Annotated in this window: 29 protein-coding genes; 8 read left to right on the plus strand and 21 right to left on the minus strand. The window is 48.4% G+C overall.

What is annotated here, in order from left to right; all coding sequences use genetic code 11:
* Window positions 1–95: 95 nt before the first annotated feature.
* Window positions 96–494 (minus strand): Rrf2 family transcriptional regulator, encoded by a 399-nt coding sequence (locus NSS66_RS18985; protein ID WP_023990086.1) that lies wholly within the window; start codon window positions 492–494, stop codon window positions 96–98.
* A gap of 158 nt (window positions 495–652) precedes the next feature.
* On the opposite strand from NSS66_RS18985, the gene NSS66_RS18990 reads away from it, so the two are divergent.
* The 5 genes from NSS66_RS18990 to NSS66_RS19010 all read left to right on the plus strand — a co-directional run bounded on the left by NSS66_RS18990 (window position 653) and on the right by NSS66_RS19010 (window position 6,246).
* Complete coding sequence (locus NSS66_RS18990) at window positions 653–2,578, plus strand: BglG family transcription antiterminator (protein WP_340959551.1); 1,926 nt, start codon at window positions 653–655, stop codon at window positions 2,576–2,578.
* A gap of 122 nt (window positions 2,579–2,700) precedes the next feature.
* Complete coding sequence (locus NSS66_RS18995) at window positions 2,701–3,069, plus strand: PTS lactose/cellobiose transporter subunit IIA (protein ID WP_049828407.1); 369 nt, start codon at window positions 2,701–2,703, stop codon at window positions 3,067–3,069.
* 18 nt (window positions 3,070–3,087) lie between these two features.
* Window positions 3,088–4,383: a PTS sugar transporter subunit IIC gene (locus tag NSS66_RS19000; RefSeq protein WP_028541485.1), complete on the plus strand. Its 1,296-nt coding sequence runs from the start codon at window positions 3,088–3,090 to the stop codon at window positions 4,381–4,383.
* A gap of 70 nt (window positions 4,384–4,453) precedes the next feature.
* The gene (locus NSS66_RS19005) at window positions 4,454–5,890 is read left to right on the plus strand and encodes a glycoside hydrolase family 1 protein (protein WP_068941793.1); all 1,437 of its coding nucleotides are present in this window, start codon (window positions 4,454–4,456) and stop codon (window positions 5,888–5,890) included.
* A gap of 29 nt (window positions 5,891–5,919) precedes the next feature.
* Window positions 5,920–6,246, plus strand: coding sequence for a PTS sugar transporter subunit IIB (locus NSS66_RS19010; RefSeq protein ID WP_023990091.1), 327 nt, complete (start codon window positions 5,920–5,922; stop codon window positions 6,244–6,246).
* 66 nt (window positions 6,247–6,312) lie between these two features.
* Here NSS66_RS19010 and NSS66_RS19015 read toward each other — a convergent pair whose 3' ends face one another.
* The 3 genes from NSS66_RS19015 to NSS66_RS19025 all read right to left on the minus strand — a co-directional run bounded on the left by NSS66_RS19015 (window position 6,313) and on the right by NSS66_RS19025 (window position 8,643).
* On the minus strand, window positions 6,313–7,245 hold the full coding sequence (locus NSS66_RS19015; protein WP_023990092.1) for an NAD-dependent epimerase/dehydratase family protein: 933 nt from the start codon (window positions 7,243–7,245) through the stop codon (window positions 6,313–6,315).
* A gap of 131 nt (window positions 7,246–7,376) precedes the next feature.
* The gene (locus tag NSS66_RS19020; RefSeq protein WP_023990093.1) at window positions 7,377–8,003 is read right to left on the minus strand and encodes a DUF1796 family putative cysteine peptidase; all 627 of its coding nucleotides are present in this window, start codon (window positions 8,001–8,003) and stop codon (window positions 7,377–7,379) included.
* A complete protein-coding gene (locus NSS66_RS19025) occupies window positions 7,996–8,643 on the minus strand; it encodes a DUF1796 family putative cysteine peptidase (protein ID WP_023990094.1) in 648 nt (215 codons plus the stop codon). Before NSS66_RS19025 ends, NSS66_RS19020 begins: the two co-directional genes overlap by 8 nt.
* 244 nt (window positions 8,644–8,887) lie before the next feature.
* Between NSS66_RS19025 and NSS66_RS19030 the strand changes: the two genes are divergently transcribed.
* Window positions 8,888–9,235, plus strand: coding sequence for a hypothetical protein (locus NSS66_RS19030; RefSeq protein ID WP_023990095.1), 348 nt, complete (start codon window positions 8,888–8,890; stop codon window positions 9,233–9,235).
* A 25-nt stretch (window positions 9,236–9,260) separates the two neighbouring features.
* A complete protein-coding gene (locus NSS66_RS19035; RefSeq protein ID WP_053326022.1) occupies window positions 9,261–9,656 on the plus strand; it encodes a hypothetical protein in 396 nt (131 codons plus the stop codon).
* 87 nt (window positions 9,657–9,743) lie between these two features.
* On the opposite strand, the gene NSS66_RS19040 is transcribed toward NSS66_RS19035, so the two are convergent.
* The 4 genes from NSS66_RS19040 to NSS66_RS19055 are packed head-to-tail and all read right to left on the minus strand — an operon-like array spanning window position 9,744 to window position 13,670.
* On the minus strand, window positions 9,744–9,917 hold the full coding sequence (locus NSS66_RS19040; RefSeq protein WP_167348638.1) for a hypothetical protein: 174 nt from the start codon (window positions 9,915–9,917) through the stop codon (window positions 9,744–9,746).
* 31 nt (window positions 9,918–9,948) lie between these two features.
* Complete coding sequence (locus NSS66_RS19045; protein WP_053326023.1) at window positions 9,949–11,169, minus strand: glycosyltransferase family 4 protein; 1,221 nt, start codon at window positions 11,167–11,169, stop codon at window positions 9,949–9,951.
* Window positions 11,170–11,202: 33 nt separating this feature from the next.
* Window positions 11,203–12,429 carry a sialidase family protein gene (locus NSS66_RS19050; RefSeq protein ID WP_028541481.1) on the minus strand — a complete coding sequence of 409 codons (1,227 nt, stop codon included), beginning with the start codon at window positions 12,427–12,429 and terminating at the stop codon, window positions 11,203–11,205.
* A complete protein-coding gene (locus NSS66_RS19055; RefSeq protein WP_028541480.1) occupies window positions 12,429–13,670 on the minus strand; it encodes a sialidase family protein in 1,242 nt (413 codons plus the stop codon). Before NSS66_RS19055 ends, NSS66_RS19050 begins: the two co-directional genes overlap by 1 nt.
* Before the next feature lie 166 nt (window positions 13,671–13,836).
* Here NSS66_RS19055 and NSS66_RS19060 point away from each other — a divergent pair, with 166 nt between their 5' ends.
* On the plus strand, window positions 13,837–14,223 hold the full coding sequence (locus NSS66_RS19060; RefSeq protein WP_338532789.1) for a hypothetical protein: 387 nt from the start codon (window positions 13,837–13,839) through the stop codon (window positions 14,221–14,223).
* Here NSS66_RS19060 and NSS66_RS19065 read toward each other — a convergent pair.
* The 13 genes from NSS66_RS19065 to NSS66_RS19125 form a co-directional block, all read right to left on the minus strand.
* The gene (locus NSS66_RS19065) at window positions 14,216–15,418 is read right to left on the minus strand and encodes a glycosyltransferase family A protein (RefSeq protein WP_053326025.1); all 1,203 of its coding nucleotides are present in this window, start codon (window positions 15,416–15,418) and stop codon (window positions 14,216–14,218) included. The two genes, NSS66_RS19060 and NSS66_RS19065, sit on opposite strands and share 8 nt — an antisense overlap.
* A gap of 28 nt (window positions 15,419–15,446) precedes the next feature.
* On the minus strand, window positions 15,447–16,163 hold the full coding sequence (locus NSS66_RS19070) for a glycosyltransferase (protein WP_340959553.1): 717 nt from the start codon (window positions 16,161–16,163) through the stop codon (window positions 15,447–15,449).
* Window positions 16,160–17,158 (minus strand): NAD-dependent epimerase/dehydratase family protein, encoded by a 999-nt coding sequence (locus NSS66_RS19075; RefSeq protein ID WP_028541476.1) that lies wholly within the window; start codon window positions 17,156–17,158, stop codon window positions 16,160–16,162. Before NSS66_RS19075 ends, NSS66_RS19070 begins: the two co-directional genes overlap by 4 nt.
* Entirely contained in the window at window positions 17,119–17,973 is an 855-nt protein-coding gene (locus NSS66_RS19080; protein ID WP_076264912.1) for a dTDP-4-dehydrorhamnose reductase family protein, read from the minus strand. Before NSS66_RS19080 ends, NSS66_RS19075 begins: the two co-directional genes overlap by 40 nt.
* On the minus strand, window positions 17,970–18,956 hold the full coding sequence (locus tag NSS66_RS19085; protein ID WP_025722608.1) for a polysaccharide biosynthesis protein: 987 nt from the start codon (window positions 18,954–18,956) through the stop codon (window positions 17,970–17,972). The genes NSS66_RS19080 and NSS66_RS19085 overlap by 4 nt, the downstream gene beginning before the upstream one ends.
* Entirely contained in the window at window positions 18,949–20,040 is a 1,092-nt protein-coding gene (gene wecB, locus NSS66_RS19090) for a non-hydrolyzing UDP-N-acetylglucosamine 2-epimerase (protein ID WP_023990106.1), read from the minus strand. The genes NSS66_RS19085 and wecB overlap by 8 nt, the downstream gene beginning before the upstream one ends.
* Window positions 20,041–20,161: 121 nt before the next feature.
* On the minus strand, window positions 20,162–21,823 hold the full coding sequence (locus tag NSS66_RS19095; protein WP_340959554.1) for a glycosyltransferase: 1,662 nt from the start codon (window positions 21,821–21,823) through the stop codon (window positions 20,162–20,164).
* Between the two features lie 60 nt (window positions 21,824–21,883).
* A complete protein-coding gene (locus NSS66_RS19100) occupies window positions 21,884–23,017 on the minus strand; it encodes a CgeB family protein (RefSeq protein WP_023990108.1) in 1,134 nt (377 codons plus the stop codon).
* Window positions 23,018–23,050: 33 nt separating this feature from the next.
* A complete protein-coding gene (locus tag NSS66_RS19105; protein ID WP_023990109.1) occupies window positions 23,051–24,142 on the minus strand; it encodes a CgeB family protein in 1,092 nt (363 codons plus the stop codon).
* Between the two features lie 180 nt (window positions 24,143–24,322).
* Window positions 24,323–24,682: a hypothetical protein gene (locus tag NSS66_RS19110; protein WP_028541471.1), complete on the minus strand. Its 360-nt coding sequence runs from the start codon at window positions 24,680–24,682 to the stop codon at window positions 24,323–24,325.
* On the minus strand, window positions 24,630–24,980 hold the full coding sequence (locus NSS66_RS19115; RefSeq protein WP_013311763.1) for a hypothetical protein: 351 nt from the start codon (window positions 24,978–24,980) through the stop codon (window positions 24,630–24,632). Before NSS66_RS19115 ends, NSS66_RS19110 begins: the two co-directional genes overlap by 53 nt.
* Window positions 24,980–25,312 (minus strand): restriction endonuclease subunit S, encoded by a 333-nt coding sequence (locus tag NSS66_RS19120; RefSeq protein ID WP_069080653.1) that lies wholly within the window; start codon window positions 25,310–25,312, stop codon window positions 24,980–24,982. Before NSS66_RS19120 ends, NSS66_RS19115 begins: the two co-directional genes overlap by 1 nt.
* A gap of 29 nt (window positions 25,313–25,341) precedes the next feature.
* Window positions 25,342–25,629 carry a hypothetical protein gene (locus NSS66_RS19125; RefSeq protein WP_013311765.1) on the minus strand — a complete coding sequence of 96 codons (288 nt, stop codon included), beginning with the start codon at window positions 25,627–25,629 and terminating at the stop codon, window positions 25,342–25,344.
* Window positions 25,630–25,660 lie beyond the last annotated feature (31 nt).

Below are 25,660 nucleotides of genomic sequence, written 5' to 3' on the forward strand. Positions count from 1 at the left end.
CGAAGATATTAAAGACTCTTTATATCTGTAATAAAACCAAAAAAACGCTTTACATAACTGGCAACCACCCTCTTTCTATATAAAGTCGCTTACTTTTAAACTTGCGTTTGCTTTTGCGCCAAATCGACCAATTTCGTATTTTTAAGATGTCGTTCCATTTTCTCCTCTGCTTCCCTCATTACAGTTTGAATCAGGCACTCAGATCCGTGGACAAAATCACATTCAAACAAAGAATTCGTACCTTCAATGGCATGGATAATATCCAAAAAAGTAAGATCATCTTTATGACGGGATAGGCGATAGCCTCCATTGGCTCCAGAAACGGATTCGATCATTCCAGCCTTCACAAGCCTCGTCAAAATTTTTGAAAGATAAGTTGGTGAAACATTTTGGGATTCGGCCAATTGCTGAACACCTACCGGCTTAACCGACGAATCAGCAACGAGCATGAGCATGGTGTGCAGTGCATAATTTGTAGCTTTTGTAAATTTCATAACTACACCTCAATCAAAGACTTATTGTGTCTACTATATCTCTGAATCTGCTGGTGTGTCAAGGTCATCTAGGATTTACGCTGTTGTCAACCCTTCTTTTGGTTACGCTCTAACCGTTGTATACTGTTCATCAGAACAGCTAAGAAAGGGGGCTCGTTGTGCGTATTTTTGATATTCTTCGTATATTGGTTGCTGAACAGATGGTCAATGGAGAACACTTGGCAAATGCATTGAAGGTATCTTCTCGAACGATACGAACGGATTTAAAGGAATTGGGTGCGCTGTTGTCAAAGCATGGAGCAGCAGTTAAACCCCTTAAAGGAACGGGCTACAAGTTAGAGGTTCGGGACGAACAAGCATTTCATCATCTGCTGAAGCAATTAAAGGATTATGAAAATAATGTACCCTATCCATTAGCGAATTCTTCTGAAGCCAGAAATCGTTTTTTAATGAAAAAGCTGTTGCTTACCAATGCATATGTTAAACTTGATGATTTAGCCGAGATCCTGTATGTTAGTCGATCTACTTTACAGAATGACCTCAAAGAACTACGCAAGTTATTGGCAACTTACGGACTTTCCCTGGAGAATAGACCCTATCATGGTATTCGAGTCAAAGGTAATGAGGCCAGGCTGCGTTATTGCATTTCCGACTATATATTTAATAGGATAGATGAAATAGGCAACCAGCAGATGTCCCCCCCTCCTCTGATCTCTAACGAAGAGATGGAATTCATAAGAGAAGTGATTCTGGATCGTATTGAGATCAATGATATTCAGCTGTCGGACATTGCCCTGAACAATCTGGTCATTCATATTGCTATAGCATGTAAGCGTATTCGCGAAGAAAGGTATGTTTCGTATTATCCTCAAGAGATGAAAAAAATCGAAGCGCAAAAAGAGTTTAGGGTGGCGACTGAGATCGTATCCGCCTTGGAACAAAACATGAAGTACTCCTTTCCACTTGTTGAAGTTGCGTACATTGCTGTTCACCTGTTGGGTATAAGGACCGTCGTTAGTGCCCGTATGGATGAAGTGGAGATTAAAAAGATCATTGATAAAGATATCTACGAACTGACTATTGAAATACTTGACCAAATTGATCAGCAGTTGAAAATGAACATTCAAAACGATCAAGAATTGCTGATTGCTTTTTGCCTTCACCTCAAACCGGTGATTAACCGCTATCAATACGGAATGAATTTGCGTAATCCTATGCTGGATGAAATCAAAGCCAATTACCCGCTTGCCTTTGAAGCAGGTATCATTGCTGCGGAGGTCATCAAGCAGCGGCTTCATATACACATCGAGGAAAATGAAATTGGGTATTTAGCCATTCATATCGGAGTCGCGATGGAAAGAAAGAAAATGGAGGACGCGCCCAAAAGATGTATGATCGTATGTGCTTCTGGACTCGGTAGCGCTAAGCTGCTGTATTACAAGCTTCAATCGGTCTTCGGTTCCAGGTTGGATATCGTGGGAACCACTGAATTTTATAAGCTGAAACAAATGCCGTTGGATACACTGGACTTTGTTATTAGCACGATCCCCATTTCAGAACCGCTTTCTATCCCCATGATCCATGTGAATACATTTTTAGGCGGTTCCGATATTACTAAAATTGAGCAAGCCATTTCTGAGGCCAGACTTCCTGCTGTGCAGTATGTACGAAAAAAATTGGTCTTTCTTCAGCAGAAGTTTGAGAACAAACTCCAAGTGCTTGAATTTATAGCCAAAAAAATACACGAAGCAGATCTTGTAAAAGGCCCCCTGCTGCAATCTGTAATAGAGCGTGAAGCCGTTTCCCCCACTTCATTTGGCAACTTTGTCGCGATCCCGCATCCGATGGAACCTTTCGCAGATTCTACGTTTTGGGCCATCTGTACATTACAAAAAGCTATCGACTGGGACGGCAAGCCGGTACAATTTATTTGTATGCTCTGCATACAGCGTACTAAATCAGAAGATTTACAGACTATGTATCATATTTTGCTTGATATTTTAAATAATGAACAGCTCGTCCAGCAGCTTATTCGCTGCAAGTCGTATACAGAATTCATAGAAGTGTTGCATAAAAATTGTTGAACATGAGGAGTATGAAGAACGATTTATTTCCGTTAAGAAGAGGAAATAATGTGCGTTATGTTGAAAGCGATTCCAAATTATAATAGCTATACGAAGGGAAGATTGAAAGGAGAGAAGATCACGTGAATAATGATGAATCTACAGAGCACGACGTGAACATGGAGGACATGGATGATACAGAGATTGTATTCCAAATTATATTATACGCAGGGAATGCACGCAGCTCGGCCATGGAAGCGATTGAGCTTGCAAAGGCGGGGAAATTCCGTGAAGCCAAAGAAGAATTAGCCTCAGCAAAAAAAGAACTGGTGTCCTCCCACAAAATTCAAACCAGAATCATCCGCAAGGAAGCAGCAGGTGAAAAAACAGAGATGTCCGTCATGATGGTACATGCTCAAGATCATTTGATGAATGCCATCACCATTCGCGATATGGCCTCAGAGTTTGTAGACCTGTATGAACGCATTGATCAATTCGTACCGAAATCGTAGAGGGAGGGGCGCTATCTTATGGCTTTCAAAGACAAACTGGTTGACGGCCTCACATCGGTAGCAAATGCAATCAACAATTTTAAATATATTATAGCGATCAAATCAGCTTTTATCACATTGATGCCCGTTATTATTGTCGGTGCCTTTGCTGTACTGATTTCCAATATGGTCATGGACCCGGTCAATGGTTTGGCCCATTTTAGGCCATTCTCATTCCTGGCTGAGTACAAACCGATTTTCTCAGGCATTAACTATGCCAGCTTGAATATCCTTACCATTCTGGCTATTTTCATGATTGGTCTAGAGCTAGGAAAAATTAACGGTGAGAAAAATCTCTTCCCCGGTTTGCTTGCTTTAATCTGTTTTATCTCTGTGACACCGACCACGATAGAGTTGATGGTTAACGGTGACATGCAAAAAGTAACAGACGTCATAGCCCGTCAATTTACGGATACCAAGAGCTTGTTTTTAGGTATTTTCATAAGCATCCTATCCGTTGAGCTATACAGCAAACTGGGCAAGTCCGATAAACTAAAAATTAAAATGCCTGAGAGTGTTCCCAGCAATGTGGCCGTTTCTTTCTCGGCACTCATTCCTACCATTATTACGGTGACTGTCTTCTCAATGTTTGGATTCTTTTTTCATAAGTTTACAGGTCTCTACCTGTACGATGCCGTCTATAATGTGGTGCAAAAACCTCTGGAGACCGTAGTACAGGGACTGCCAGGTATACTGGTGCTGATGCTGGTTGCGCAAATCTTCTGGGTGATCGGTATTCACGGGAACCAAATGGTAAAGCCCATTCGTGAACCCCTGCTACTTGGCGCGATTACCGTCAACATGACTGCTTATGAGCAAGGACTGCCCATTCCGAACATTATTACGATGCCTTTCTGGGACGTATACATGAGTATCGGTGGTTCAGGAATTACGCTGGCCCTCTTGATTTGTATTATGATCGCTTCCAAGCGTGAAGATATGAAGGAAATAACAAAGCTTTCATTGGGTCCGGGTCTGTTTAATATTAATGAGCCTGTCATTTTTGGACTTCCGATTATGCTGAATCCATTGATGGCTATCCCTTTCATTATTACTCCGCTCATCACAGGAACGATTGGTTACTTCTCGACGTTGCTTGGATTTGCAGGTAAAGCCGTCGTCATGGTTCCATGGACTACTCCGCCTATTATTAATGCCTACCTGTCTACAGGTGGAAGCATTGGCGCCGTCGTAACTCAGATCATTTGTATTGTGGTAGCCATTATCATTTATTTCCCATTCGTCAAAATTGCCAACAAGCGAACGGCTGAATAATGCGTTACTATAGAAATACATCAATTAATTGAAAACGCATTCTTTATTCAATGAAAAGGAGAAACATGTCATGGCTAAACATACGATACAAATTCCGTCGAATTTCATTATGGGTGCAGCGGCTTCCGCTTGGCAGACAGAGGGCTGGAGCGGTAAAAAAGAAGGTCAGGACTCATACCTAGACCAATGGTACAAATATGACCGCTATGTCTGGCACAATGGATATGGACCCGCGGTTGCAACCGACTTTTATAATCGCTATACCGAAGATATTGCGCTGATGAAGCAGATTGGTTTAACCCATTATCGTACTTCTATTAATTGGTCCCGCTTCTTAACGGATTATGAGAATGTAGTGGTGGATGAAACGTATGCGGATTATATGGGCCGGGTCATTGATGAGCTGATTGCAAGCGGAGTCGAGCCGATGATTTGTCTAGAACACTATGAGGTACCCGCCTATTTGCTGGACAAATATGAGGGCTGGTCTTCCAAGCATGTGGTGGAGCTGTTTGTAAAATATGCGGAGAAAGTGTTTGAACGGTACGGCGATCGGGTCAAGCACTGGTTTACGTTTAATGAGCCCATTGTTGTACAGACTCGTGTCTATCTAGATGCCCTTCGCTATCCCTATGAACAAAATACGCGGAAGTGGATGCAATGGAACTATAATAAAACGCTGGCTACCGCGAAATGCGTACAGCTTTTCAAAGCAAAAAACTATAGTCAGCAAGGGGCTAAAATAGGCGTTATTCTGAATCCCGAAGTCACTTATGCCCGATCAAGCGCCCCTCATGACCAGTATGCCGCACATGTGTATGATTTATTTTACAATCGAGTATTTCTGGACCCGCTTATTAAAGGCGAATACCCGCAAGAATTGTTCGATCTCATGGGCAAGCATGATATTACATTTGAAGCTACAGCGGAAGAACTGGCAGTCATTAAGGAAAATACCGTTGACTACGTCGGGATCAATCTCTATTATCCCCACCGGGTAAAAGCACAGAGTAAAGCGTGGAACGAAAACACCCCCTTTCACCCCTCTTACTACTATGAGCATTTTGATCTTCCGGGTAAAAGAATGAACAAGTCACGGGGCTGGGAGATTTATCCGAAAATCATTTACGATATGGGAATGCGTATCAAGAACGAATATCACAATATCGAGTGGTTTGTCGCGGAAAATGGTATGGGCATTGAGAATGAAGCTGCTTTCAAAAATGAGGAACACATTATTCAGGACGACTATCGTATTGACTTTATAACTGAGCATTTATACTACACATTACAAGCTGTAGAAGCGGGCTCCAACTGTACAGGTTATATGCTGTGGGCCTTTACAGACAACGTTTCTCCCATGAATGCTTTTAAAAATCGCTATGGACTGGTGGAAATTAACCTTGACAATGATCGAAGTCGGCATTTGAAGAAATCCGGCTACTGGTATCAAGCCGCTATCAAGGAACGCTCATTTATTGCTGATCTGGATGAAGAGTATAAATAGTTAAAAATGAATTCTGGAGGCGCTCAAATATGAAAAAAATTATTTTGGCATGTGCTGCGGGTATGTCCACATCCATTTTGGTTTCTAAAATGAAAAAAGAAGCAACAGCAAGATCCATAGAGCTGAACATCGAAGCCATCCCCGAAAGCACCATCAAGGAAGAGCTAGAAGCCGTTACAGATTCTGTGATTGCTATTTTGCTCGGACCTCAAGTGCGGATGCGTAAAAAGGCAGTAACCGAAATTGCAGCTCCCTATGGTATCCCTGTAGATGTCATTGACACGTTGGCTTATGGTAGAGGAAACGGTGCAGCTGTCCTAGATCAAGCCTTGAAGCTGGCTGGCGAGAACATCTAATTGCTATTCAAATGAAAAAGAGGCTGAGAGTTACCTCAGTCTCTTTCTTGAGTTGCGCGCTCTTTATCAAGACATACCTTCTTTGCCTGAACCCATACTGCTCACATACGTTTCCTGTAAACCGGCAGAAATGCCGTATAGCGGTTCCCAACGAAGCCAATGTCTGGCGACTGCGTTACTAAGACAGCTATGGTGAATGTCTCCCGCTCGCGCTGGTGAATACACAGGGCGGACAGACGAACCGTGCAGCTTTAGTAAATCGTAGGCCAGTCGATTAATGGACGTCGTTCGTCCTGTACTTACATGTACTGTACGTTGGTCCGCTGCATGGATAGCCGCCATATTCGCTCGAACTACATCCTTGACGTACACAAAGTCTCGGGTTTGTGTCCCATCGCCGTGAATGAGCAAGGGACTTCCTTTTTTCAGCCGCTCCATAAAGAGAGCGACTACACCACCCTCTCCCTTCGCGGCCTGACCGGGACCATACACATTTCCATAACGCAAAATCGTATAGTTCATACCGTACAGCCGATAAAAAAGTCGAATATACGATTCTGCGGTCAGCTTGGACAGTCCGTAGCCTGAAATGGGCTCCACGGGATCGTCTTCCTGTATACATTGCTTTTGCAACTCTCCATATACACCGGACGTGGATGCAAATATAAATTTCGACACACCCGCTTCATGACAAGCCTGCAACAAATGAATCGTCCCCAGCACATTCACATCCGCGTCCTCATCGGGTCGATGGATGGATTGCTGCACATCCGCCTGTGCGGCCAAGTGAAACACAATATCCGGGCTTTCCCGAATCAGCAGCGTCCTAGCTTCAGAGCTGCGAATATCCGCAATATGCATGACCGCGCGCGGGTCCACATTTGCCATATTCCCGGTCGTCAGATTATCCAGCACATGCACTCTGATGCCCGAATCAGCAAGCGCACGTACCAGCTGAGAACCAATAAATCCGGCTCCCCCGGTGACCAAAGCCTTCACTAGCTCACCCTCCTTTTGTACCGAAGCATATGACTTCCCTTCGCATCATGTTATGCGACTCCCTATAGCTTGGCGCAGGCACAAGCACAGTCCGAAGACAATCTATAATGTGTCTCTAGAATCTCAGCACCTCAGACATGCAGTCTCACGTTTTCCAGCATATAACGCCACATCTCATCCTGACCGTTCCATATATCCTCAGGTGGCAGCTCCACTGAAACCAGCCGCTCCAACCCCCAGTCCAGCTCCGTCACACCATCAGTCCCTGTATAATCCACGTATAACAAGCGAAAATCATGTGTAATCCTCTGTAATAACACATCATGTAGTTCCACCGCTTGCTCCCGACTACCCCCGAGACGAACCAGTAGCAGACGGGACGCAAGCGCGAATTGGTCCAGTAGACGTGCAATGCGGCGATCAAGCGTCGTTTTGAATGCAGGGTAGGAAGTCAGCTGCTCCGATGTATTCTGGCTAACCGGAAAATGGTGTGCTGCTGTAATCCCATAGGATGCATCCTCAACCATGAAGTTATGCTCGCCGTAATCATGCCCCGTGACACGTAGACTATCAACATCCATAAAATCGGCAAAACGGGCGTCCAGCAAGCGACTGATCTGTGACAAGTTACCGGAAATCATCCAGTCCAGCGGACCCGCATAGGGACGCAGTCCGTTTTTATCCAGCTGAATGGAAGGCAAGCAATGTCCACCCAAACTGAATACAGCATCATAATCCCCCTGCAACCGCTCAAGCACGACGCCCTCCCCTTTCCGAAGACAAGGTCATCCCTTTAAAAAGGGTACGCCAGTGCGGATCACTCTTGTAATTCCATACATCGGCAAAAGGCATTTCCACCGAGCATACATGCGGAAGCTGCCAATCCACCTCCGTCAACTCCGTTACGCCGGAACAATTCACCACCAACAAACGAAATTCATTCGCTACCATGCCCGACAAAATACGTTCCAGTTCCTCTACTTCTTCATAGGTTCCCAGCATACGGACGAACAAGCTGCGCTTCGCCATCTGTGTTTTTGCAAAAAAACGTTCGATACGACGGTCTATCTTTTCCTTGAACTCGGGATAGGTCACCAGATCTGAGGAGGTATTGCGTTCCTGCGGAAAATCATGTACCGAGATCACATTATAAGCGATATCTCTGACCATATAATTCAGTTGGCTCGTACCAACGACACTTAAATTAGGCAAATCCATAAATCCGGCAAACCGATTTTCAAGCAAGCGGTTCACATCGGACAGCGTGTCAGACATCATCCAATCCAGTACCCCGGCAAACGGCCGCAAACGGTTCTTTTCCAATTGAATGGCAGGTGTACAGTTTTGTCCCAGACTGAAGACCGCTTCATATTCCCCTGCCAGCTGTGCGAGTCTCATAGCCGCGCCTCCTTTTTTAATACGACCCTTCCCTCAGATCCTGCTTGGCCCTTCTTCTGTAGTCGAAAAGGGACTTCAGGCCGTAGTTTGTTCCACTCTACATTACATGCACAGCACGGCGAAAAGGGTTGGACACCGATGCGCTTTTTGTCAAAGAGGCGTACAACTATCCAGTCCAATCCCGGCTATTTTTCATATCATATTAAGGCTGGTAACCTAACGGAATTCAAGGAGGCATCATCATATGTCCGTGTTTCTTTTAACCGTCGATCACCATCTCGCTTACCACAGCGCCCACATACAAAGCTGCCATGTGACCCTTTTCAATCGTGAAAAGAGAGCCGTCGATGTGTTGCTGGAAATGGGAAATGACAGTGGCGTTTTCCGACGGCAGCTCCTTCGATTGAACCCTTCTCCCGAAGCTGGCTCCGTGCTAGAACTCAAGGATATGGAGACCGCCCAAAATCCTTTTTACCTGCGAGTGGTAACGAGTATTTACAATCCGGAAACGCTGTTTATCCTGGCTGAATTTTTGGAAAACGGGAACATTGTCGCTAAGCGTACAGCCAGTCATTTTACCGTGACACCCTAATGAACGGGCAGAGGAGGAAGAAGGTATGTTGAAATATTCAGTTCAAAACAAAGCTGAGCCAGACACATATGCACTGCCTTTTCAGGTCACCGAACAGGAGAGCGTGCTCTCTACATTAATCATTCCTGCAAGTGAATCTGAAGGACGTATTGTCATTGAAGTCTCTCTGGCATGGGAAAATCCGCTGCTCAACTGGGATATCGGGGAGTTGGACATTCGATTGCGTCGCAATGATGAGCGGGGACCTATGCTGGATTGGTTGCAGGATTCCTGTTATCAGGAGGGATTTGCAGAATTAAGCTATGAGGAAATGGGAGAACAGGCAGAGCCTTATGTATACTGCTTGACCGTACAATCAGCTGACCGCCGTGCTGTTGTTACGGGGCCGCTCATAATTCGAGGCTCAGTTTATGAAGATTGACAAAAACCTGTTGGACAATGAGCTGAAATAAACTAAAGGCAGGTGGGAGTTTTAAGCCCGACCTGCCTTTTTATAGGGTCTGTGCCTTCATGGTGCGGATTGTTTCAGACGTTCCAAAATGTCAGCGTCTGGCAGCTTATAATCTTCCGGCAACGAAGTATTAATTCGGTTCCATATTGCGTAATCGACCTTCAGATCCGGGTGCGACTGCTGGATTTCAAAAATACGGTTGTACAAGTCTCCAACGACAGGAAAAGTCATGCTCTGCCTCCTAACTGTTGAATCAACGTACTCAACGTACTTGATTCAGCGCTTGCCCATAAATATTCACGAGTCGCTCAATCATAACATCCAGAGACCAATGCGCGGTCCCCCATGCTTTGGCATGTTTCCCCATAGCTATTCGCACTTCATCCTGGGCCAGCAAATGCTGCAAATGAGCTGCCAGTGCCTCCACATCGCCAACCGGGGAGACCAGTCCGGTGTGTTCATGCTTCACCATTTCCGGCAGTCCGCCCGCATCCGATACCACTGCCGGAAGCCCCATAATCTGCGCCTCCATGACCGAAAACGGCTGATTATCCTGTATGCTCGGATGGACAAAAAGGTCCGCCAATTGTAAAAGAGCAGGTACATCTTCACGATGCCCCAAAAAAAACACGTCTTCCTCCAACCCTAGCTCCTTCGCCTGTGTTTGAAGCTCTTCCCTTTTATCTCCCTCCCCGACAATCCAGCAAACCCAATCCGTACGACTTGCTTTCAGCAGGCCAAGAGCGCTCATTAAATAATGCAGCCCTTTGATATAGACCAGCCGTGAAGGACAAATCATAACTTTTTTCCCCTCAGGTCGTACTATGTCCGTTCCCCGGGCATGGACTTCCCAGAAGTGCTCGGTATCCAATCCGTATTGGAAAGTAGCAATCTGCTGCTCAGGCACTTCGAACTCACGCACAAGCGTCTGTTTCATCCATTCTGTAGACGTAATGGTAATATCCGCGGATAGAGCGCCATAGTGCTCCAGCGCCCAATAATATTTCCACATCAACGTCTCACGGTAACCCTCCTCATGATCCCTCTCCAGAGCCATCATAACTTCACGAGCCAGCGAGCCATGAATATTCGCTACCAACGCGCTGTCCTTACGTTTGACCCGACTTAGAGCACGCGTCGCAATGACATCTTGCGTGTGAATAACATCGTACTGCTCAACCCCGAAATACGCAGCTGCCAGCTCCATACAGTATCGATCCTTTTCCACCGTCTGCACCCATGAATCCAAATGTAATACAGGGACAGCCGATTCATTCAGCTTCGTATGCAGCAGGGGCAGCAGTTGATCCTTCAGCAGCTCTCTATCTTCAAAAACAATATGGTATTTAGGTGTATCCGGTCCGTTCCCCATCAAGTCTACTGTGTGACCCAGTAGCTCCAGCCTCCGTTTAATTTGCAGCATAAAGGGCCATACGCCACCCAAATGAGGAATCGGCCAGTACGTAGCCAACAAAATTTTCAAAACAGCCTCACCTCCTCTGTCTCGTACGCTGAGCTACATTCCGTTGCTTCCGTAAATTTGCTGGAAACCCGATAACGCATCTGTCCAGACCGCAAAAAATCCATTATTCGGCACGATCGTTACATCAATAAAATTACCAATCGTAACGACTGGAACGGGACTAATCCCGTTAGGATTAAAGGAGCTGTCTGTTATTCTGAGGTTCGTAAATGTATTCCCTCCGTTCGTTGATTCGGCCACAAATACGTCTAATAAAGAGGTCGTTATTTGATTGGTATAATATACGATCTTAATCACACCGGTCACAGGTGAAACATCAATAGCCGGGAAAAAATGCTGTGCCCCTGCACTAGCCCCTGTCACAGATTGCGGCGCAGTCCAGCTTAATCCACCATCCACCGAACGGGCGAGCAGCACATCCGCATACCCTGCCCGATTATCCTGCCAGACCGCATAAAGTGTTCCCTGATTCGGGCTAGTAGAGCGATCCACCGCAATGTTGGCCATCGGCAGCACATTGAAGCCAAACCCGGGCACGGGCAACGGACTCGGAACCGGGACAACAGAAGATACAGGCAGCGAAGAACTGAATGCTGTCCCCCCATTGAAGGACACAATGACCTGATATTGGTTAACCGGATTAGTTACAATGTACCCGACATAAATCACCCCAGTAATGCTCACGGTGATTTCCCCCCGCGTGATCTGATTGGAGCCAGCGGTGAGCACCACGGGTGTATCCCACGTGATCCCTCCATCCTGCGAACGCTGGAAAAACATGACTGATCCGCCAAAAAAGTCAGGATTGTACTGATGCGTATAACATAAATAGATATTTCCGGTATAGGAGCTGACCTGAGAAGTATCAAATTTCACGCCGACCTCAACATTATTGACAAATGTCCCATACCCCCGCTGGGCAATCACGGGCGGATCAAATGTATTACCGTTGTCTCTGGATACATAGGTAGCGATAGTACCGCTCAAGCCGTCTGCGGTAAATACGTGACAGGCTATGACAAACAAGTTGGGAAAACCGTAGCTGACGCTATGGGATTCCGCCCCTACATAGCCGGCTGGCAGCGGTAAAATCTGCTGTGTGAAGGAGACACCGCCGTTACCTGAACGGTATACCACCGTCAACGGCGGCCCTGTCGTAAAATCGATAGCCGCAGACACAATGGTACCGTCGAGCAGGTTGAAAGCTACACTCGGTTCCTGCGCCAGCCTTCCGTTAGGCGTAAGCTGTACGTTCGGCATCAGGACCCACCTCCCGGTACACCAGCAAAAATCGTCAGGCTGCCTGTACGCGTATCCGTCCAGACGGAAATGTAACTATTCGGCGGTACGATGGCGACATCAATATAGTCGCCGATCAGCTCTGATTCGCCTCCACCGACATTCGGATTAAAGGAGGTCGTTGTGAGACGACTGTTCGTAAAGGTGTTGCCTCCATCTGACGATTGGGCGGTGAACACATCCAGATTAAAGCCGTCCAGGCGATTGGTATAGTACACGACAACGACCAATCCCGTCTTAGGCGACACCGAAATCGCAGGAAAGAAATTTTGCGAGCCGGGCGGGCTGTCCGTCACGATGATCGGAGCACTCCAGGTACCGCCAAAATCGCTTGATTTGGACAATAAAATATTGCTGTATCCCTGACCAAAATCCTGCCAAACGGCATATAGCGTATTTGTTGTGGAAGGCACACCCGAGCAGTCCGCGGCCAAGCTAGGGAAATTCAATATCCGAAAGTCATAACCAGGAACGGGCAAAGGATTGGGCACCAGCGTTATATTGGACACAAGAATATCCCCGCTGAAAGTTGCCCCTCCATCAAAGGAGCGCCGGATAAAGAAAGCCGGTGTCTGCGGCCCTGTACGAATCCAACTGACATATACACTGCCATATTTGTCGACCGCAGGCTCAGGCCGCTCCGTGGAGGATTGGATATTGGAAAGCAATAACGGTCGATCCCAGGTCAATCCTCCATCCGTAGAACGCTGGTAAAAGGCCGCAGACCGGGCATTAAACTCTACGTTGTATTGGCGGTTATACGTAACGTAGACGTGCCCTAAATAGGGACTTGCTCCTGCATTATCCGTCGTAATATTGGTCCAGTCATTATTAATGTAATCTCCATAGCCCGGGTTAATGACCACTGGAGGATCAAAGGTGGCACCATCGTCCGTAGAGCGATAGATCACAACAGCCCCGTTCTCATTTCCTGGAAACACATGTGCGGATATGATGAAAATATTCGGGAACAGATAGGCTACCATTCCTGCCTCGGCTCCTGTATATCCCGGTGGAATTGGCAGTAAAGTATCAGTCCAGTTCGCCCCGGCGTCCAAGGAACGATACAGTCCAATCAGCGGAGGCCCGCTACTAAAGTCAACAGCGACAGCTACAACGATATTCGGATTCAACAAATTAACGGCGACACTGGGCTCAAATTTGGGCAAACCGCTGGGTGTTACCTGAAAATTCAAAGGCATCGCAAGCATTCCCTTCATTATATAAATGGACATGCCTGAAGTATTTCTATTAAAATGTACTTTTTTCAGCACAGTCTACAGACAACCATACAAGCTTTCTTTTCAATAGATTCATAGTATAGAAGCATCCCTTCAGGGGTTTTCCAATATTCTGTTTTTTGAGAGGATGATTCGATTGGCTTTTACAACCGGATATATGACCAACACTAGAGATTTCGGTACTGCCTGCTCCAATGTCGTTGTAAATTTGGTCAACGAGGATACAGTGAACGCGGCAACCGTGACCATCCAAATTTTTTTCTCGCTTGTACCGGATACCAAGATCCCCTTATACGTGACATCGGTTAACTTACCTGTAAACTCTGTTGCCCGACGTACCTTCTTTGTGCAAGGGGTCCTTGCCTACGAGGTACAATACAACGTAGTCTCCGCTGCACCTGCCAATGTTGTGCTCTCCAACTTTGGACTGGATCAGTTTGGTAATGTTGTACAGGAGCATCGTGTTCTTCAGTCGGAACTGACCACAATCCCGGCGCTGTCTCCTGTTATTTAAAGTTGCCCTGCTCCAGTGCTTGATGCAATCTGTGGGTGTAATACACGTAATTCCATTCCGGCGGTACGGACTGAACCCCTCGGCCGCTACCGATGGTTGAGTGGTCATCTGTATAGTAGGAAAAGGCATGTGTATCCTGTAATGGGCGCAACAAATCCGTCAGATACAGCAAATCCGTCACGGCAATATATGGTTTGACACCGAAGCATACAACAAAGCGGGTTGTTGTTTCACCAATAGCCTGAACCAGTGCTTCCTGGACCGAATAATGCTGACGTGGCGTTACGATTAACCGAGGATCGAGCATCATCGACAGGAAAGCGGCGGCTCCCTGTTCTGGCGTTAAATCCAGCAACCGTACCACGCAATTGCTGTAGTGCTGCTCCAGCAGATTATCCAGCAATGGTTCAGCTTGAGCCATAGCCGTGACAGGCATTAAAATCGTCATTTCAAGTGGGATGCCCCGACGTGCTCTCGCCTCATGCTTGGCGATTTGGAATGCGTGCCGCCAGCGTCGGTGCTCCTTCTGGCTGTGCAGGCCGGCCGATACACTAAATGTGGAATTCACCCGGTAATCCATCAGGATCTCCGGGATGAATTTCATGCTGCACGTCTCGGTCAACCGCAGCCAGTAATCATAATCCTCAACTGGTTGCAGCCGATAGCCGCCAATCTGGCGGGCATATTTGCTTTTGTACATAAATGAAACCCCGACAATGCTGGCATTCAGCAATTCATGATGCGGCTGGCCTTGGTACCGGATCAAAGCTTGCTGATGCTGCTCGTCATACAACGGGTTCCCACATGCGTCAACCTGGCGGAAAGTAGAGAACACAAGGCCGAGTGAGTCCGGTCCCTGCTCCAGCTCCTGCCGCAATCGTTCAATAAAGGAAAAATTATAAACATTGTCGCTGGATACCCAGGTCACATACTTGATCGCAGGATCTTTAAACAACTCATCGAATCCTCGATTAAGGGCGTGGGATACTCCTTTGTTCTGAGGGAGTGTAACCAACTGAACGCGCGGGTCTCCCATTGCTGCGTGGAGCGCTGGTCCCACCATTTCCGGCGCTCCGTCAATAACAATGATGAAGCGAAATGCCCTGTAGCTCTGGGCTAGTACGGATGAGATCGCAGCTTGCAGATAGCCGATATCCTGTTTGTACAGTGGCATAACAATCCCCGTATCTACCATATCAATCCCCCCTGACAGACTTTCGGCTTCATGAGGATAAACCGCTCAATACCTGACTGAAGCGATCTCGATAACGCGCTTGGGTTATGTTGTACTCCCGCTCCACAGCGGGCCAATGTTTTTTGGTTCCCATTTCATCATGCCAGCGGTAGTTAACCAAGGACTCGTTCAGAAAAGGAAATGGATATCCCGCTACCATTACTCGGTACCACATATCCAGATCATGTGTGTACGGCAGCAGTTCATCAAACAAACCGATATGTGCAAACAGTTCCTTTTTAAACATAACCGTGCATCCATTAACCGGATTTCCTTGCTGAAAAAAACGGTAAAACTCCGTCATAGACGGAAACACGGCGGCTGCCTGATAACTTGTGACTTGGCTGTATTGATTGATGAAATTGAAATTGGTGTGGGAGATGTACGCACCGTTTTCCACCATAAAAGAAACCTGATTATTAATTTTGTCCCTATGATAGGTATCGTCGGAGCTGAGCCAGGCAATATATTCCCCGCTGGCATGTCGGATACCATGATTCAGGGCGCTGGCTGTTCCACCGTTGGATTTGCCCAAATAATGTATATACGGAAGATAGGCCTGAAGCATATCAACATGTTCCGTGGACCCGTCATCGACGACAATAATCTCGAGGGGCCCATAAGTTTGCTCTAGTGCACTTTGCAAAGCCTGATCCACATATGCACAGTTATAAAAGGGAATGACGATCGTTACTTTCGGTCTCATATCGTTCCTTCCTTTCCAGCTCGGCGGTATTGAATCATATCCTCCAGAGATTGCCCCAGCTGTATGGTCGGCTTCCAGCCCATGTCCTCCAGCTCTTTCGCACGGTATGCCTCAGTGGATGCTGACTCTTCCACATCCCCCCATTGTATGGGAATAGATGTTTTGGCCAGCGCAATCATACGTTCCACGATATTGCCCAGTTCCACAATGCGGCCTGTGCAGACCGAGTAAACTCGGCCTGGCACCCCCTGTTCCAATAGCACACCGTATGCGCGAACGGCATCACGAACGTCGAGGAAATCACGTTGCGCATGTCGGGAAGATACCCGGAACGGGGCAGTTTCAGTTACGGACTGCCCCTCCAGACGTTCCGTCTGAACGATATACCCCGCGAGTAATGCACAAAATCCGGTAGATGGACCCGGACCGATCAAGTTGCAAGGCTCTGCCAGCATGACGGATTGTTCGAACAGCGCGCCCCACGAGAGCGCGACTGCCTCTTGAAGGCTTTTGCTAAGGCTGTATGGATGAGTTGGATGATACGGAGCCTGCAAAGCCGTCTTTAGCCGAGAGCCCGCCACGACAATTCTGGCTTTGGGGAAAGGTCGCAGTACATCGAGCAGATACAGGGTGGACAGTACATTGGATTCCATGTATAGCAAGGGACTCTGCCAAGATTCAGGGACGGAATTTTTACCACCCAGGTGAAGCACATAATCCGGTGCAATCTGTCTAATGACTTCGCCCAGACGTTTCTTGTCGAGCAAGTCACACACATAAGGCGTAATACAGTTACGGGTCTCCGCCTCTGGACTGTTATTTTCATCATCGCGAGCCAATAAGATCAGTTCTGAGACTGAAGCGACAGTGCGAGTCAGCGCGGCTACCTCCCAGCCGAGCTTTGCAAAATGGCGGCAGGCATGCATCCCGGTATAGCCCGCCGCTCCGGTAATGACTATGACAGGCCGACGTTGTTCCGCTGTGCTTCCGTCCATTCCAGCAGCTCCTTCAGCATGATGCTGTAGTGAGGAACATCGTAGAGCAGATCGGCCCGGGTAGAACGAAGCGTCCGGTCCTGCACCGGCTCATCTTTCGGCACGATCCGAATATCCTCCCTATTCCAGATGTCTTTGAACAGCAGCAGCAAACCATGCTTGCTGATCGGTTCAGGGTGAACCAGATGAATGAGTCCGTCCAGCGGCTCATTCATCTGCACCTGTATCGCCTTCGCTAATTCCAGCGTCGTAACCCCGTTCCAAAAGACCCGGCGATAGCCGTTAACGTCTCCGCTCTGCTGCAAGAACCAGTGCAGCAGACCAATGCCTCCCGGCCGAATTTCCGGCCCGATAATGGAGGTACGGATAGTCAAATGTCCTGCTGCCTTTACTTCTCCGAGTATTTTCGTCAAAGCATAGGCACTTGTCCCATCGGGTTGATCCGTCTCTTTATATAAACCTGGTACCCGATTTCCCTCGAATACGCAATCCGTGCTGATATGAATCAGTCGGGCACCGATACTGTCCGCTGTTCGCCGGAGAAGATGTGGCAGCAATCCATTGATTTGGTATGCTGCGATCTGATTCTCCCCAGCATGCTGATTCAGTACGCCTACCGCGTTAATAATAACGTCTGGCCGTACACTCCGTACCAGCTGCTCCACCATAAAGCTGTCCTTTACATCCAGCAGCAGGCCGCCTTTATTTTCGGGATCACGGGTGGTGTAGAACACGTTATACCCGCTCTGGTTTTGGAAATACTTAACCAGAACATGGCCCGCCATGCCGTTACCACCCAAAATAAGCAGCTTCATTTGATGAACCCCCCGCTTTGGAGAATGCTGCGAATCTCCTCTTTGGACATCAAATTGAACTCCGAGCTAAAGCTGCTGAACGACACCGGAGGGCACTGAGTATAGCGGTCCTTTAATTGAGGAATATTCAGCGTTGGGAGAATAACCAAATATTGCTCGTCATAGACTACCGTCGTCAGGCTTTCAAAGTCACTCATCAGAATTTCATGAATTTTCTCGCCGGGACGCACACCTTTTTCTACAATTTCTACGTTTTCCACACCTGAATCCTCAATGAGCACCTCAGCCAAGTCCACAATACGGCAGGTTGGCATGGTCATAATAAAAATTTCCCCGCCGACACTTTCCACCGAGGCTTTGAACAGGAGACTGATCGCATCACGCAAGGTCAGGAAGAAGCGGGTCATGTTCATATCTGTGATCGAAACCTTACCCTTTTGGCGAATCTGGCTTTGGAACAGATGCACCACGCTTCCGTTTGTGCCCAAAACATTACCGCCGCGCACCGTCACGAAACGTGTATCGCTATTCAGCAGATTGGCGTAAACAATCAGTTTTTCTCCAATCGCCTTCGTCATGCCGTAAAAATTAGACGGATTTGCGGCCTTGTCAGTCGATATATAAATGACTTTCTTTACCTGATTGGCAACAGCGGCCTCGATCACGTTTTGGGTGCCTACTACATTGGTTTTGAGTGCCTCATAGGGCTGATCCTCACAGACGGGAACGTGCTTGAGCGCTGCTAAATGAAATACATAGTCCACTCCTTGACAAGCGGTAGTCAGCGCATCCTTATCCCGAATATCTCCAATACAGAAGCTGAGTCGTTCATCCTCAAACTGCCTGTTCATGGCAACCTGACTGGATTCTCCACGTGAAAAGATAATGACCTCTTTGGGGTTACGCGGCAGTAACTGGGCAACCAGCTCATGCCCCCAGGAGCCGGTACCGCCGGTAACCAAGATACGTTGGTTTTCAAACATGCCGTTTCCCTCCAAGCAGAAATTTAACTACCTTATCCGACACATCTTCCGCCAGATAGCCCGCAGGACATTGCCACTTATGGGTCATCCCGGTCATTATGGCTACCGCGTTTGCTATAACCTCGCCATCAAGACCAGACACGATATTGCTGCCGCAATCTACCGTTTCCGGCCGTTCGGTCGTCCGGCGCATCGTAACCGTCGGTACCCCCATGACACAGCATTCTTCCTGTACGGTACCACTGTCCGTCAAAGCGCAGCGGGCATGCCGCTCCAGCAGAACGAAGTCAAAAAAACCGAACGGTTCGTGAAATTCCACTAGCGGGTCAAGCTGGATCGGCGGATGGCTTGCGATTCGGGCGGCAGTGCGGGGATGAATACTGCAAATGACCCGCTGCCCGAACTGCTGGGCTACCCGGTTAAGACCATCTAAAATAGCCAGCAAATGCGGTGGATGGTCGACATTTTCAGCTCTGTGGGCAGTGACCAGGAAATATTCTCCCGGCGACAGTCCCAACTTTTTCAAAATTCCACTGCCCGATACCTCTTTCTTATAGTGCTGCATCACTTCGTAGATCGGATTTCCAGTCAGTATAATTCGTTGACTTGGAAAGCCTTCGCGTAGTAGGTGCTGCTTGCTTTGCTCCGTATAAGGCATATTAATGCTGGATATTGCATCAATGACACGCCGATTCTTCTCCTCCGGCACATCCAGATCATAACAGCGGTTCCCCGCCTCCATATGCACGACCGGGTAACCCATACGTTCCGCAAGCAAGGCACATAAGGCGCTGTTCGTATCCCCGAGCAATAACACATGATCAGGGCGTTCCTTGTTTAAAATATCCTCCATCTGCGAGTACATGACGGACAACTGTTTGCCCAGTGTCCCCGCTTTCTCCTGAAGTACATAATCCGGGGCACGCAGTCCCAGCTCGCGAAAGAACTGCCCGCTCAGGCTTTCGGTGTAATTTTGGCCCGTATGCACAAGCACATGTTCATCTGCATGGCGGTCCAGCTTCGGAATGATCAGGCTGAGCCGTATAATTTCCGGTCTTGTGCCGAGCACGGTCAATATTTTCATGGTTTTGGAACCCACCTTTGCTGTCGTTGTTTCATTGAATTGTGGCGTTCAATGAATGATAGCCATCCAGCAGACTGGCTGTGCTCCAGCTTAACGTTCATCTCAACGGTCCGGCGTAGATTCACCCGGACCGTTGTTTTGTATGCTGTCCAGCCTTGAGTGTGACTCGCTTCTGCTTGTGCGCGTTGTGCCGTCGTGACCGGTGCTTGAATTTCCGCTTGAGCTTCTGTCTGGACTTGGTTTTCGGATAAAGCCCCTTCGACAACGGGGACCCGAGAATTTTCTTGAGGCGACTCTTGCCGCCGCTTCTCTTATACCTGCGATTCCGCAATCTGGTACGCTTGCGGCCCTTTGGCCATCTCGCCCGAACACTACGCTTGCCGCGGAGCAATTCGGGCGGTGACTCAGGTAAAGGGGATGGTGGTTGTGGCAAGCCCTGAATGGCTGCATATTCGATTGGCGGCAGACCCAGCACAGGCAGTTGACACACCACCGATTCGGGAAATTCTCGAATCGTGCTGGTATATCCCTCCGGTATAGCAGTGACCTGACGCAGTCCTTCGCCTTCCCTCGTCCATACTGGTCCACCTGGCTGCTGAATCAACGGGAACCAATGCGGATGATGACATACCCATTGACTGACCATGAGGTGTAGACTGCTTCGGTAGGAATCAGGTCCGTATACACGTGTAGCCGCACTGTTGTTACGCACACCAATCCGTTCCACTTCCTCGGGATGATCGAGCAGATAGCTCACTTTTTGCGCCAGCATGTCGCTGTTGCCCGGCTCAACCAAAAAATCTGTATTTCCCGTCGCCTCCATCAATTCCACAAGTCCACCCTGCGCAAAGGCTACCACGGGCTTACCGTAAACTAGCCCTTCCAGGGCGGTCAGGCCAAAGCCTTCCTCCACCATACTTGGGATCACAACAATATCCATTGCGCTATAGGCCGTTGACACGGATTCCTCGAATGAATTGAACTGGAAGCGGCGGCTATAACGAGATTGGCGGATTAAAGAGACACATTTTACGTAATATTCCGAGTCCACCGAGCTGCCGATGATCCAGAAACGACACCGCGAATTGGTTTCGCACAGCTTTAGAGCCATTTGGACAAAAGGTAACAGCCCTTTGGCTTCGTAGATAAAGGAAGAAATATAACCAATGCAAATATGAAAATCCCGCAGCCCCAGTTTTTCACGTTTCCTTCTCCGTTCCAGCACATGCTCTTTGGGAGACGGCATATCCATTTCCCGGCAGGGAGACAACACCGTATGCGGACGTGTCAGTCCCCCACCATGCAAAGGACGCATTACAGCTTGCGAAATGCCAATGACCCATTGGCTATAGCGCTCTATGATAGAAACAGAAACGGGCGTATGCGCATTCTGGTTAATGACCTCGGTTATTTTCCAGATCACTGGAATATTAAGCTCTTGGGCAGCCATTGCAGGCATGACGTTCACACAGGTATTGACCAGCACCACATCAGGTCGAGCATGCCGAAGCATTTGGAACAATGGTGCATACGCCACATGGGTCCGCAGATTCTCCGCATCTTGCGCCAATCCCTCATATGGGGTATACATGCCATGCAGCATGAACAGGTTCTGTGTCAGAACGGTGATTCCGCGCTTGCGGGCCATTGAGGTCAGCCGCCCTTCACCAGGCGTTACGAGAATACAATCGAAGTACGTACGCATGTCTAGACAAAATTGCAATAACAGTTTCTCTGCCCCCGTAATACTGCGGACGTTGCTAACATGGCTGAATAGCATCATTTTCGGCTTGATCGGAGTTCACCTCCTTTAAAATAGCAACCATCGGACGTGTGAATCACCTTATGGAAATATGACCGATAACAGTTGGTCAATCCGGTGACCATAGGTGTGCTCCCGCAGGGTTCGTTCCAGAGCACGCAGGGCAATCTCATGGCGCTCTTTTTCATGCGTTAAATAAAACTCAACCTTCTCCAGCAGTTCCTGCTGAGAGCTGTAGGTCTCTATCTCTTCCCCCGGCTTGTAAAAACGAGCCAGATCATCTCTTGTATCTGTCAGTTGCAACGTGCCACTGGCAGAAATTTCAAACGTGCGCGGGTTGGGCGAAGCCCCCGGAATTTTCAGTGAGTTGTTGTTCACCGAATCATCCTGATGGGAACGATGAAGATTAATTACGATTTTGCTGCCGTTATACGAATCATTGGTCTCGACCGGAGACATCCAGCGACCCAGCTCAATTTTGTCACCATACGACTGATAATCCGGGAGACGATCCCACCAGATTCCGTTGATTTTAATGTTACGGGCCATGAGCTGAGGCATAATCGGATTGAAGAAATAGATGCGGTTCCAGTAGGCTGAGCCTGTAAACCCAATCTCACGTCGTACCGAAGCGGGCGAGCTGAGTGGGAAATAGTGAGTCAGAAATGCCCCAAAGGGCAAATAGTGCACAGACGTGCAACCCAACTGGCGGTACAGCTCCAGGCAGTTCATTTCTAACGTGAACACATAATCATAATTCGTAACGATTTTGGTCGTCGTGTCGGTGTAATACGGATCGTCCGTTAGCCAGATGGCGGTGGGGATGCCCAACTGGCGTACCGCAGTAACCTGCTCCAACGGAAGATCCATTCCATCCAGTGCCAGCATCAGATTCGGACGGAGCTGAGCGGCAATATCTCCTACCGGCTGACGTGGGTCTGTTACGGTAACCTGAGCCGTCATGCTTTGCAACGTGGTAATGACCGCCTCATCCAGCGGAGAATACGGAAGGCCTTTGCCGGAGACGACATACAGTACATGGATTTGTCGAAAAGGGAAAACTGCTTTCATCCGCCCAACAATTGCGTTAGCACGTCCGCGCAGATATCCTTCGTCGTATCCGTCATGCACTCCCGCAATTCTCCCCCTTTCCCAGGAGGCTGCCGCCGTCTGGTGAACAGCCGGGTCATACGGTCCTGTCGTAGATATCGTCATCACTTTCACTCCTCACTGTTTATGGTGTTTACTTTAGGCCATCGCCTTGTCCAGCAGTTCTTCCATACGATTGGAGTACATATGCTTTTGCATAGTCGTGTACAATGCGCGCCAGGCCATGCGTTCGCGTTCCCAGTCATGCTTGAGATAGTAGTCCAGCTTCACTTTCAGCTCCTCTGCTCCAGAGAAGGTTTCAATGTCATAGCCTGGTCGGTAATAACGGCTCAAATCCTTCCGAATATCCGTCATTTGAAGCGTGCCGCAAGCAGAAATTTCGTATGTCCGAGGATTGATGGACTCCGCTGAAAGCTGGTGTGTATTCCGATTATCCAGTCCGGGGTCTGTCGGGCGGTGCATATTGATGACAATTTTGGAGCCGTTATAATACTGAGCGGTCTCTTCCGGCTCCATAAAACCTGGACGGATAAAGCGTTCCAGCACATCCCGCCGGGTCAGCCGATCCCAGTGCCCACCTACGATCAGCACTCTTTTGTCCGCCAAGAAGGGAGCAAGGTAGTCGAACAGCTTCACACGGTTCCAGAAGGCATTTCCAATGAAGCAAATATCATGCTGATGTTCCCGCTCTACCCGCCGGGGATAAAAGATACGAGTTGACGCAGCCAGCGGCAAATAGTGAACCCTCGTTACTCCCTGATCGCGATAAAACGGCAGGCAAGAAATTTCGTGCGTAAATACGACATCGTAGGATTGACAAATCAACGCCGTATCCTCCGTAAAGTAAGGATCATCTACAAACCATATGGCCGTCCGAATGCCTAGGGCTCGTATTTGCTGTACCTGCTCCAGATGATCCGCCGGAAAAACATGCAGCCCGTTCATGACCAGCACGAGGTCTGGACGTTGAGCCTCGGCGTCAGCTAGCATCGTAGCAGGCGTACCGATGGCGCATGAGCTGCATATTTGACCTAATGCCTCTTGCACACCTGTGTCTATAGCTGCGAAACCTTGCGGAATATATAACACTTTCAAATGACGAACAGCAGGCTGTATTGCCACGACCTGTGACAGAGCAGCCGTGCAACCGCCCATTCTGCGTCCTTCCCGATAGCCGCATCGGTACGCTTCGCGTTCATTTCCGCTTTGTTGATCGTTCACATCCTTCACCCTGTCCTGTTGTGGGATAAACTTCTGTCACTCCTAAACTATATGCGGAGGGGTCAAACGCATCATGGACGACTGCCACTGCCCGGACAAAATTGGCGTTTGCCCGTCCAACTGCCGAACCGCAAATAACCCCAAAGCTGTTAGCTTCGGGGGAGAACAGTAATAGATGATTTGCACAGTTTACTGAGCTTTGTAAGCGAGCTGGTGTCCATCTTCATAACCTTTGGCAAAGCCTGAATTGAAACCCTCGTTGTAAGCTGCATCATATCCCTGCTGAAATGCCTGCGGATCATGCTCCAATACAACAGTCCCGGGCTGTGGATTGTCCGCAGAAGGGGCTGCCGCCGGGTTAGCTTGAGGTTTTTTCCGCCGCCGCAAAAGAGGATGTCTTCTACGTGCAGAATGAAGTCCTCTTTTACGGCGTCTTAGAGCAAGGAGACGTCTTCTTCTCCGTTTTAATCTCCGCATGCTGGAACGCCGGGCATCTTTACGTCTTTTGCGGGCTTTGTCCCGAGTGGCGCGTTCCCACCTTGTACTCATTTTCATTCCTCCTTTGCTTTCTCGTGGTGGTTTCATTTTTCTGAACAGGCACATGGAGCCACGGCTTAGTCGGTTTCCCATATACCTGTCGTCTTAATGGAATACCCGCCAACATTTGCGTGATTTCTCCCTGGTAGTTGCTGAGTATACGAATGGTTTCTTCCAGACGGGTAGCCGACATATCCGCATGGGGCGTCAAGTCCGCAAGACTGGTCAGCATCCGAGCAACGGCGTGCTGGCTGGCAGCAATAGACTCCATCATATCCAGCTTGATCTCACGTTCACGCCTCATGCTCATTAGTTCATATCCCCCGAGCCCATTCCTCCCATCATCCCTTCCATGCCGCCACCCTGCTGCTCATCCTGATCCAGCAATGCTTTGAGATTGCTGCAAAGTCCAGTCTGAAGCCGCGTTAATCCCTCCAGCATTTCCACCATTTGCTCGTGAATCTCCAAAGGTCGTCCCAGCTGTTCTTCATCGGTTTCAAAGGCGTGGGGCGCCAGATGGTTCAGCGCCCAATTACGCACTTTTTCTGCTTCGACCGCCTTGGCCTCCAGAATCATAGACACATTCCGCTGCATTTTGGAGGCTGCGTCCAGCATGTGAATCATTGCTTTTTCCCTACTCATGTGTTCACTCCCTGCCCTCGGTTGTTACGTTACTCCTCTTCCGGGTATGCCGTTTCCTTCACGACACGAACGAGCATTTCAGCCATTGCTTCCTGAAGATCGGCAATACCGTTCAGATAGGCCACAATGCTTTTGTTTACTTGTCCCGAGCTGTCGAGAATGCCCGGAATTCCATCAAAACGCGGCTCCTCATCTGGCAGTTCATGTATGATCTGCGCCATGCGCACAACCACCTGACGTTCCGCATCCAACAACCTTGACATCTGCTGCTGCGAGTGCGAAATGTGGATCAGCAAATCATCTAACTCGTTATGCATAAGCCCCTCCTTTATGTGCTCCGCCGTGCGG

Origin of the sequence: Paenibacillus sp. FSL R10-2748 (assembly GCF_038005565.1) — a bacterium.
GTDB lineage: Bacteria > Bacillota > Bacilli > Paenibacillales > Paenibacillaceae > Paenibacillus > Paenibacillus polymyxa_B.